The organism is Nocardia amamiensis (assembly GCF_015477605.1).
Classification (GTDB): Bacteria; Actinomycetota; Actinomycetes; order Mycobacteriales; family Mycobacteriaceae; genus Nocardia; species Nocardia amamiensis_A.
On sequence record NZ_JADLQX010000303.1, the window covers coordinates 1 to 277 of the forward strand.

A 277-nucleotide genomic window follows, 5' to 3' on the forward strand; every position below is an offset into this window, starting at 1 on the left:
AGATCAGCCCGGACGGGTTCCTCACCCTGGTCGACCGCTCCAAGGACGTGATCAAGTCCGGTGGTGAATGGATTTCGTCGGTGGATCTGGAGAACGCCGTGATCGGCCATCCCGCGGTCGCCGAGGCAGCCGTGATCGGTGTGCCGGACGAGAAGTGGGACGAGCGCCCGCTGGTGGCGGTGGTGCTCGCCGAGGGCGCCGAGGCGAAACCGGAAGAGCTGCGCGAGTTCCTCGCCGACAAGTTCGCCAAATGGCAGTTGCCCGAACGCTGGACCTT

At 65.7% G+C, this 277-nt stretch carries 1 protein-coding gene; it reads left to right on the forward strand.

Annotated elements, in window-relative coordinates; all coding sequences use genetic code 11:
• Positions 1 to 277, forward strand: a 277-nt coding sequence (locus tag IU459_RS37925; RefSeq protein WP_440446569.1) for an AMP-binding enzyme, incomplete at both ends; no start/stop codon positions are given.